Origin of the sequence: Phenylobacterium aquaticum (assembly GCF_022695515.1) — a bacterium.
Lineage (GTDB): Bacteria > Pseudomonadota > Alphaproteobacteria > Caulobacterales > Caulobacteraceae > Phenylobacterium > Phenylobacterium aquaticum.
The window spans coordinates 1-7,945 of sequence record NZ_JALDPT010000073.1 but is presented as its reverse complement, the minus strand read 5'-3'; the positions used below and the strand labels follow the sequence as shown (position 1 = coordinate 7,945).

Annotated in this window: 9 protein-coding genes and 1 pseudogene; 6 read left to right on the top strand and 4 right to left on the bottom strand. The window is 69.0% G+C overall.

The features are described 5' to 3' along the window. Nucleotides 1–454: 454 nt before the first annotated feature. From MQH10_RS25910 to MQH10_RS25895, 4 genes are all read left to right on the top strand, one after another. The gene (locus MQH10_RS25910) at nucleotides 455–784 is read left to right on the top strand and encodes a hypothetical protein (RefSeq protein ID WP_242566854.1); all 330 of its coding nucleotides are present in this window, start codon (nucleotides 455–457) and stop codon (nucleotides 782–784) included. Between the two features lie 49 nt (nucleotides 785–833). Further along, entirely contained in the window at nucleotides 834–2,222 is a 1,389-nt protein-coding gene (locus tag MQH10_RS25905; RefSeq protein ID WP_419720805.1) for a M48 family metalloprotease, read from the top strand. 48 nt (nucleotides 2,223–2,270) lie between these two features. After that, nucleotides 2,271–3,002, top strand: coding sequence for a DsbA family protein (locus tag MQH10_RS25900; RefSeq protein WP_242566853.1), 732 nt, complete (start codon nucleotides 2,271–2,273; stop codon nucleotides 3,000–3,002). Between the two features lie 90 nt (nucleotides 3,003–3,092). Next, nucleotides 3,093–4,592: an FAD-binding protein gene (locus MQH10_RS25895; protein ID WP_242566852.1), complete on the top strand. Its 1,500-nt coding sequence runs from the start codon at nucleotides 3,093–3,095 to the stop codon at nucleotides 4,590–4,592. A 22-nt stretch (nucleotides 4,593–4,614) separates the two neighbouring features. On the opposite strand, the gene MQH10_RS25890 is transcribed toward MQH10_RS25895, so the two are convergent. The 4 genes from MQH10_RS25890 to thiS all read right to left on the bottom strand — a co-directional run bounded on the left by MQH10_RS25890 (nucleotide 4,615) and on the right by thiS (nucleotide 7,171). Beyond that, the gene (locus tag MQH10_RS25890) at nucleotides 4,615–5,424 is read right to left on the bottom strand and encodes an SDR family oxidoreductase (RefSeq protein WP_242566851.1); all 810 of its coding nucleotides are present in this window, start codon (nucleotides 5,422–5,424) and stop codon (nucleotides 4,615–4,617) included. A gap of 85 nt (nucleotides 5,425–5,509) precedes the next feature. Further along, nucleotides 5,510–6,163, bottom strand: coding sequence for a 2-hydroxychromene-2-carboxylate isomerase (locus MQH10_RS25885; RefSeq protein WP_242566850.1), 654 nt, complete (start codon nucleotides 6,161–6,163; stop codon nucleotides 5,510–5,512). Then, the gene (locus tag MQH10_RS25880) at nucleotides 6,163–6,969 is read right to left on the bottom strand and encodes a thiazole synthase (RefSeq protein ID WP_242566849.1); all 807 of its coding nucleotides are present in this window, start codon (nucleotides 6,967–6,969) and stop codon (nucleotides 6,163–6,165) included. Before MQH10_RS25880 ends, MQH10_RS25885 begins: the two co-directional genes overlap by 1 nt. 1 nt (nucleotide 6,970) lies before the next feature. Beyond that, nucleotides 6,971–7,171 (bottom strand): sulfur carrier protein ThiS, encoded by a 201-nt coding sequence (gene thiS, locus MQH10_RS25875; protein ID WP_242566848.1) that lies wholly within the window; start codon nucleotides 7,169–7,171, stop codon nucleotides 6,971–6,973. A gap of 91 nt (nucleotides 7,172–7,262) precedes the next feature. Between thiS and aroQ the strand changes: the two genes are divergently transcribed. Both aroQ and MQH10_RS25865 read left to right on the top strand, forming a co-directional pair. Beyond that, nucleotides 7,263–7,700, top strand: coding sequence for a type II 3-dehydroquinate dehydratase (aroQ, locus tag MQH10_RS25870; protein WP_242566847.1), 438 nt, complete (start codon nucleotides 7,263–7,265; stop codon nucleotides 7,698–7,700). Between the two features lie 33 nt (nucleotides 7,701–7,733). After that, nucleotides 7,734–7,945: pseudogene (locus tag MQH10_RS25865) on the top strand (acetyl-CoA carboxylase biotin carboxyl carrier protein); the annotation flags it as partial.

Genomic DNA, 7,945 nt, shown 5'->3' with positions numbered 1-7,945 from the left:
CGCCGCCGTCGCGGACGCCGCGGGGACGAACCACGCGCCGCCGAGGAGCCCCGCGCCCCACGCGCGCCGGAACCCCTGCGCGCCGACGAGGAAGACGATGGCCATGGCGGCCGCCGTCGCCGTCGCGGCCGCCGCGGCGGTCGCCGGATGCGCGACGACAGCCGTCCCGCCGACGTCTTCGCCTGGACGCGCCCTTGGGTGCCCTATGGCGACGATCCGTTCGTCTGGCACGATCCGGCGGAAGACTTCCGCGCTCCGCCGCCGGCCAATGACCGTGCGCCCGCCCCGGCGCCGGCCGCCGCCGCCGCCGAGACCGCTCAGGCGGTGTCGCCGATGATCGCCCCGGCCACGGAAGGCGACGACATCTGGGTCGAACTGCCGGCGATCGAGGACAAGCCCAAGAAGGGCCGCGCCCGTCGCGGTCGTGGCGGACGCGCCGCCGCGGCTGAGGTCGATGCGGTCGCCGAGGCCCCGAGGTGGTCGCGCCGAGGTCGAGGTCGCCGAAGGCGCTCCGTCCGAGCCGGACCCCATCGCGGTCGCCGAGGCGGAAGAGGCGCCGGCCAAGCCGGCCCGCGCCCGCCGCAGCCGCGCCAAGGCCGCGCCCGCCGCCGAAGCCATGGCCGAGGCCGTCGTCGAGGAAGCTCCGGTCGAAGCCGAGGTCGCCCCTGCCCCGGCGCCGGAACCTGTCGTCGAGGCGGCCCCGCCCGCCCCGCGCGAGCCGGATCCGGCCGAGATCGTCGCCCCGCCGGCGGCGCCCAAGAGAGGCTGGTGGCGTCGCGGTTGACGCTATAGGGTTGGGGTCGGGGAGCGGCGCTTAGGAGTTCTTGAGAAGCATGGTCTCCCCGACCCGAACGCCCCTGCGTATGGCCCTGGCGGCGGCGCTGGCGGTCAGCCTGACCGTCCGCCCGGCGCCCGCCGCCGCTCAGGACGACAATGTCTCCCTGATCCGGGACACCGAGATTGAGGACATTCTGCACGACGACGCCGCGCCGCTGTTCGACGCGGCCGGGCTGGACGCCAAGTCAGTCCACATCCTGCTGATCGGCAGCTCGGACCTGCAGGCCTTCGCCGCGCCGGGGACCATGGCCGTCTATACCGGCCTGATCCTGGAATCGAAGTCGCCCAACCAGCTGCAGGGCGTCATGGCCCACGAGATCGGGCACTTGGCCGGCGGCCACTCCGCCCGCTCCGACGACATGTCCCATGCGGGCCTCAAGCCCTTCCTCCTGACCATGGGCCTGGGCGTGCTGGCCGCATTGGCGGGCAACGCCGAGGCCGGCGCGGTGCTGGCCGGCAACGCCGGCTACTTCGGCACCCTGGGCGCCCTGGGCTACAGCCGCGAACAGGAAAGCCGCGCCGACCAGGCGGGCGCCACCTATCTGGAGAAGGCCGGCCTGTCGGGCCGCGGCCTCGTCGAGTTCTTCGACAATTTCCGCTACCAGGAGGTCTTCCAGGAGGCCCGGCGGTTCCCCTATTTCCGCAGCCACCCCCTGTCGTCAGACCGGATCGAGGCCCTGCGCGCCCGGGTCGAGAAGCTGCCGCACTACGCCCAGGTCGACACGCCCGAGGCCATGGCCAAGCACGCCATCATGAAGGCCAAGCTGCAGGGCTTCATCAATCCGACCATCGCCATGGCCAAGTGCGGCGACAAGGATCAGGACTATCCGACCCAGTACGCCTGCGCGATCGCCTACTACCAGCTGCGCGAGCCGGACAAGGCGCTGAAGCGGCTGGAGACCATGCTCGCCGACCAGCCCAACAATCCCTACCTCTGGGAGCTGAAGGGCCAGATCCTGTTCGAATTCGCCCGCGCCCCCGAGGCCGAGGCGCCCCAGCGCAAGTCCGTCGCTCTGAAGCCCGACGCCCCGCTTCTGCGGGTCAATCTCGGCCAGACCCTCATCGCCCTGCCCGACAAGGCCAAGATCGAGGAAGGCGTGCAGGAGCTGAAGAAGTCGCTCGACCAGGACGGCGACAACGCTGTCGCCTGGCGGCTATTGGCCGAAGCCTATGCGACCCAGGGCAAGGACGGCCTCGCCCGCTACGCCACCGCCGAATACAACGACCGCATCGGCGACAAGCGTCAGGCCCTGATCTTCGCCATGCGCGCCCGCGACATGCTCGACAAGCATTCCCCGGAGTGGCGCCGCGCCACCGACATCGCCCGCACCTCGAACCCCGACAAGGACACCTATAAGGGGCTCGACAAGGACGACCGGATGTAAGGGCCCGGCCCTTCGCAAACCCCGCCGCTTCCTCTAAGCCCAGGCCCCATGAAAACTCCCCTCCGCGTCGCCGCCGTCGCGCTCTGCGCCGTCCTCGCCCTCACCGGCTGCCAGAAGTCCGCCGATGCGGCCTTCGGCGAGAAGGTCCGCGGCTATCTGCTCGAACATCCCGAGGTGATCGAGGAGGCCATCGTCGCCCTGAACGCCAAGAAGCAGGCCGCGGCCAATGACAATGTGAAGGCCGCCCTCGCCGCCCATCGCAAGCAGCTGGAGGCCGACCCGCGCGACTTCGTGGCCAATCCCGGCGGCAAGATCACGGTGGTGGAGTTCTTCGACTATCGCTGCGGCTATTGCCGCGCCTCGGCGCCCGAGGTGCTGCGGATCATCAAGGCCAATCCGGATGTCCGCTTCGTCTTCAAGGAGTTCCCGATCTTCGGCGAACTGTCCGACACCGCCGCCAAGGTGGCCCTGACCCCGGCCGGCAAGGCCAAGGGTCTGGCGCTCTACGCCGCCCTCATGGGCCAGGACAAGCTCGACGAGGAGTCCTTCGACCGCCACCTCAGCGAGCTGGGCATGAACCCCGCCGCCGCCCGCGCCGCCGGCGAGGCGCCGGCCATCGCCAAGCAGCTGGCCGACGTGCGCGATCTGGCCAAGGCCCTGAACATCGAGGGCACGCCCGCCTTCATCATCGGCGACCACATGGTGCCGGGGGCGGACATGGCCGCGGTGCAGGCCGCCATCACGGGTGCAAAGGCCGCGGCCGCCAAGTCCGCTGGTTAGAAAATATAGTACGGCCTTACCTAAGGTCGGCCTTTTCAAGCCCCCGCCGACACGCATAGGCTGCCGGAAAACAACGTTCCGGGAGTAGTTATGACCGAAAAGGTCCTGGTGATCGGCTCAGGCATGGCCGGGCTGTTCGCGGCCCTCGCGCTCGCGCCCAGCGGTCGCGAGCTGGTGATTCTGGAGCGCGATCCTGCGCCGCCCGCCGGCGATCCCGACCAGGCCTTCGCCGACTGGGCCCGACGCGGCGTCGGCCATCTGCGGCACAGCCACGCCTTCCTGGCGCGCCTGCGCTCGGTGATCCGCGACGAACACCGCCCACTGCTGGACGACCTGCTGGCCGCCGGCTGCCGCGAGATCACCTTCGCGGAGATGCTGACCGACCTGCACAAGCCCCGCTATGTGGCCCAGCCGGTCGACGCGGACATGGTGGTGCTGACCAGCCGCCGCACGACGCTGGAGCTGATCATCCGCCGCTATGTGGAGCGCCTGCCCCACGTCACCATCCGCTCGGAGACCTTCGTCAAGTCGCTGGCCGTCGAGACGGAACCGAACCGTCCCCTGAAGGTCACCGGCGTGGTGCTGGAGAGCGGCGAGACCCTCACCGCCGACCTGGTGGTCGACGCCGCGGGGCGCACCTCCGACGCCTGCGAACAGCTGACCGCCCTGGGCGCCGCTGTGGGCGAGGTCTCGGAGACCGCCGGCATCCTCTATTTCACGCGCCACTACCGGCTGCGTCCCGGTCAGGCGGAGCCGCCGCGCGGCAAGTCGCCGGCCAGCGGCGACCTGGGCTTCATGAAGTTCGGGGTGTTCCCGGCCGACAACGGCTGCTTCTCGATCACCATCTGCGTGCCCGAGATCGAGATGGAGATGCGCAAGGCGATCGTCGATCCGGCGACCTTCGACGCCCTGTGCCGCCAGATCCCCGGCATGGAGCCCTGGATCGATCCGGAGCGCAGCGAGGGCGTCAGCCGGGTGTTCGGCATGGGCGACCTGCACAGCCGCTGGCGCGACCTGGTGAAGGACGGACGGCCCGCCGCCACCGGCTTCTTCGCCATCGGCGACAGCCTGGTGCGCACCAATCCGCTCTATGGCCGCGGCTGCTCCTTCGCCGCCGTCAGCGCCTATGCCCTGCGCGACACCTTGAACGAGACCGCCGATGCCGTCGCCCGGGCCCTGCTGTTCCACGACAAGATCCAGGCCGAGATCCGGCCCTATTACGACAACATGCTGGAACAGGACCGCGCCGCCATCCGCCGCGCCCGCCATGCCCTGACCCCCGGCTACCGGCCAAACCTGCGGGCCAAGGTGCTGAAGAGCTTCCTGGAGGACGGTGTGAACATCGCGGTCCGCTCGGACCCCGGCCTGATGCGCGAGGCCCTGCGCAGCTTCCACATGCTGGAGCATCCCTCGGCCTGGCTGCGCCGGCCGCGGAACATCGCCAAGGTCGTGGGCTATTGGGCGCGCGGCAAGTCCGCCAACGCCGCGGCCTATCCGCCCAAGCTGGGTCCGGAGCGCGACGAGCTCTACACGGCCCTGGGGGTGTCGCCCCGGGCCGACATCGAGCGCCTGGCGGCCGAGCGCGCCTGACGGCGCGCCTCGCCCCTGGCCCCTACCCCTTCGTCGCCGCGTCGATCCCGGCGAAGGGGCCGCTGGCGATGAACTGATCGCGCACCACCTCCGGCGTCAGGGTCGCGGCCTTGTCGAGCTCGATGAGCTCGGGCGGCACGTACCAGTGCAGCTTGTCGGAGTGATAGGCCTGCCAGACCACCTCGGCGACGGCGCGCGGCGGGATGGCGCGGAACATGCCGTCCTTCGGTGCGGCCTCAACGGCGCCGGGCGGCAGGATCGGGGTGTCGATCAGGCCGGGCAGCACGTCGGCCACCCGGATCCCATAGGCCTTGAACTCGACGGCCAGCGCCTCGGTCAGCCCCTTCACGGCGTGCTTCGTGGCCGAATAGACCGCGATCCCGGCCATGCCATAGGTCGCCGATGAGGACGAGGTGGTGAAGCACATGGAGTTGGGCGTCGCCTTCAGCAGCTCAACGCCCTCGTGGATGCCGATCAGCACGCCGACGAAATTGACGTTCACCACCGCCATGATGTCCTCGAAGGACTGGTCGGCGAAGGGCCCGCCCCGGCCGATGCCGGCGTTGTTGTAGAGGATGTCCATCCGCCCGCCCGTCGCCTCGGCGAACCCGGCGAAGGCCGCCTTGTAGGCGGCGCGGTCGGTGACATTGAGCACGCCGGTGATGCAGTTCTCGCGGCCGATGTCCCGCTTCAGCGTGTCCAGCCCCTGGCTGTTGACGTCATAGGCCCCGACGAACCAGCCCTGATTGTGGAACAGAAGCGCGGTCTCGCGCCCCATGCCCGAGGCGGCGCCGGTGATGAAGATGGTCGGACGGCCGTTCGACGTGCCCATGTGCGGTTCTCCCTGGCGCCTTCGCGTGCGCTTGATGGGAGCAGTCTAGAGCTATTGCCGTGGCGGAATGGAGGGGGAAAAGCGCCTATCCCCGCGCGGTCAGCCCGTGCTGCTTCAGCCGCCAGACCAGGAGGTCGAAGCGGTCCTGGCCGAAGAAGGGCTCGCCCTCGAACACCATGGTCGGCACGCCCCAGTGGCCGGAGGCGCGATGGGCCTCCTGGTTCGCCTCGATCTCGGCGGCGATGGCGTCGCCGGCCGCGTCGGCCTCGGCCTGTAGGGTCGCCATGTCGAGGCCCGCGCGGGCGATGGCGCGCTGAAGCTTGTCGCCCTCGTTCCAGGGCATGTCCTCGCCCGACCAGATCAGCCGGCTAACCTCGTCATAGAAGGCGACGCCCTCAGGCTTGTGGCCCGCCACCACGCCGAGCGGCATCAGGAGGTCCAGGTGCGGCTGTTCCGGCGCCCCGTTCAGGGTCTCGCGATTGATCACCACCGGATCGGGGCGCGGCCATTGCAGCGGCAGGCCGTGGAACTCGGCCAGGCGGCGGATGTCGCGCATCAGATAGGGGATGAACAACGGGTCGGCCTTGGTGAAGAAGCCTTCCGAGCGCACGGCCAGCGGATAGACCGGCCGCATGTTCACCGTGACGTCGAAGTCCTCCTGCAACGCCCTGAGCTTCGAGGTCACCAGATAGGAATAGGGACTGCGAAACGACCAGAAGACGTCGACGGAGAGGCTCATCAGATCAGACCGGATAGGGGTGAGGACGGATCAGCATACATACGTTTTGGCATACGTCCTGCCAAAAACGCCTCACGACCGGCGATGACCGCATGTTTCATGGCGGTGGCCATGCGGATCGGATCCTGGGCCCCGGCGATGGCGGTGTTCATCAGGACGGCCTCGCAACCCAGCTCCATGGCGATGACGGCGTCAGATGCCGTGCCGACCCCGGCGTCGACCAGCACCGGCACCTTGGTCTGTTCGATGATGAGCCCAAGGTTCAGCGCGTTCTGGATGCCGCGGCCCGACCCGATGGGAGCCGCCGCCGGCATGATCGCCGCGGCGCCGGCGTCCTCGAGCTTCTTGGCGTAGACCGGATCGTCGGTGCAGTAGACCATAACCTGGAAGCCCTCGGAGATCAGCAGCTTGAGCGCGCGAAGCGTCTCCTCCATGTCGGGCAAGAGGTGCTTGGTGTCGGACAGCACCTCGAGCTTGACGAGGTCCCAGCCGCCGGCCTCGCGGGCCAGACGCAGGGTGCGCACCGCCTCCTCGCCGGTGAAGCAGCCGGCGGTGTTGGGCAGGAAGGTGAAGCGGTCCGGCTTCACATAATCGACCAGCATGGGCTGGCTGGGATCGGACAGGTTCACCCGCCGCAGGGCCACGGTGACGATCTCCGCCCCCGCCGCCTCGGCGGCGGCGGCGTTCTGAGCGTAGTCCTTGTACTTGCCGGTGCCGACGATCAGCCGGGAGCGGAAGGTGCGGCCGGCCACGGTCCAGGTGTCCTCGGCCAAAGCTGCGCCCGCGGGGGTTTGCGCGCCGTCCATGTCAGCCGCCTCCGATGAAGTGAACAATCTCGATCCGGTCGCCGTCGGCGATGGGAGTCGCGTGATAGGCCGATCGCGGCACGATCTCCAGATTGCGTTCCACCGCCACCTTGCGCGGATCCAGCCCCAGGGCCTCGACCAGGGCCGCCAGATGCGAAAACCCGGTGAAATCACGGGTCTCGCCGTTGATGGTGAGGGTCATGACGGACCTCGAATGCGCAGGTGAATCCTCGGGATGCTTGTGACCCCCGCCGCCGACCGTTACAAGACGGCGGAATCGACGGCGGAGCCGAATGTCGAAACCGATCTATGTGCTGAACGGGCCCAACCTCAACCTTCTGGGGACCCGGGAGCCGGAGATTTACGGAAAAGCGACCCTGGACGACGTGCGCGAGCTTTGCGAACGGCGGGCCGGGGCCCTCAACCGTACGATCGTCTTCCGGCAATCCAACCATGAGGGCCAGTTGATCGACTGGGTGCAGGAAGCGCGTGAGCACGCCTGCGCCGTGGTCATCAATCCGGCAGGCTATGGCCATACCTCGGTGGCGCTGCTCGATGCGCTGAAGATGCTCGAAATCCCGATCATCGAATGTCACCTGTCAAACCCGGCGGCGCGCGAGGCGTTCCGTCATCACACCTATGTCTCGCTGGCGGCGACCGGAGTGGTCTCCGGTTTCGGCGCGGCGAGCTATGAACTGGCTGTCGAGGCCGCGGCGAAGCTTTCCGCCTAAGCCCCCACACCTAAAAGAGATAAGGGTCTTTCCATGGCTAGCAGTCCCAAGGCCACCGCCGATACGTTCGACGCGCGCCTGGTGCGCAAACTGGCCGATATCCTGACCGACACCGGGCTCAGCGAGATCGAGATCGAACACGAGGGTCTGAAGATCCGCGTCGCCAAGACGCTGACCGCCGCCCCCGTGACCTATGCCGCGGCCCCCGTCGCGGCGGCCGCCCCTGCGCCCGTCGCCGCCGCGGC

Excerpts from the sequence above, each read along its gene's own strand:
- thiS (WP_242566848.1), bottom strand. The coding sequence starts at position 7,171 with ATGACCCTCACCATCAACGGCGAGACCCGTGATTTCACCGGGTTTTCG.
- MQH10_RS25905 (WP_419720805.1), top strand. The coding sequence starts at position 834 with ATGGTCTCCCCGACCCGAACGCCCCTGCGTATGGCCCTGGCGGCGGCG.
- aroQ (WP_242566847.1), top strand. The coding sequence starts at position 7,263 with ATGTCGAAACCGATCTATGTGCTGAACGGGCCCAACCTCAACCTTCTG.
- MQH10_RS25885 (WP_242566850.1), bottom strand. The coding sequence starts at position 6,163 with ATGAGCCTCTCCGTCGACGTCTTCTGGTCGTTTCGCAGTCCCTATTCC.
- MQH10_RS25895 (WP_242566852.1), top strand. The coding sequence starts at position 3,093 with ATGACCGAAAAGGTCCTGGTGATCGGCTCAGGCATGGCCGGGCTGTTC.
- MQH10_RS25910 (WP_242566854.1), top strand. The coding sequence starts at position 455 with ATGCGGTCGCCGAGGCCCCGAGGTGGTCGCGCCGAGGTCGAGGTCGCC.
- MQH10_RS25890 (WP_242566851.1), bottom strand. The coding sequence starts at position 5,424 with ATGGGCACGTCGAACGGCCGTCCGACCATCTTCATCACCGGCGCCGCC.
- MQH10_RS25880 (WP_242566849.1), bottom strand. The coding sequence starts at position 6,969 with ATGGACGGCGCGCAAACCCCCGCGGGCGCAGCTTTGGCCGAGGACACC.
- MQH10_RS25900 (WP_242566853.1), top strand. The coding sequence starts at position 2,271 with ATGAAAACTCCCCTCCGCGTCGCCGCCGTCGCGCTCTGCGCCGTCCTC.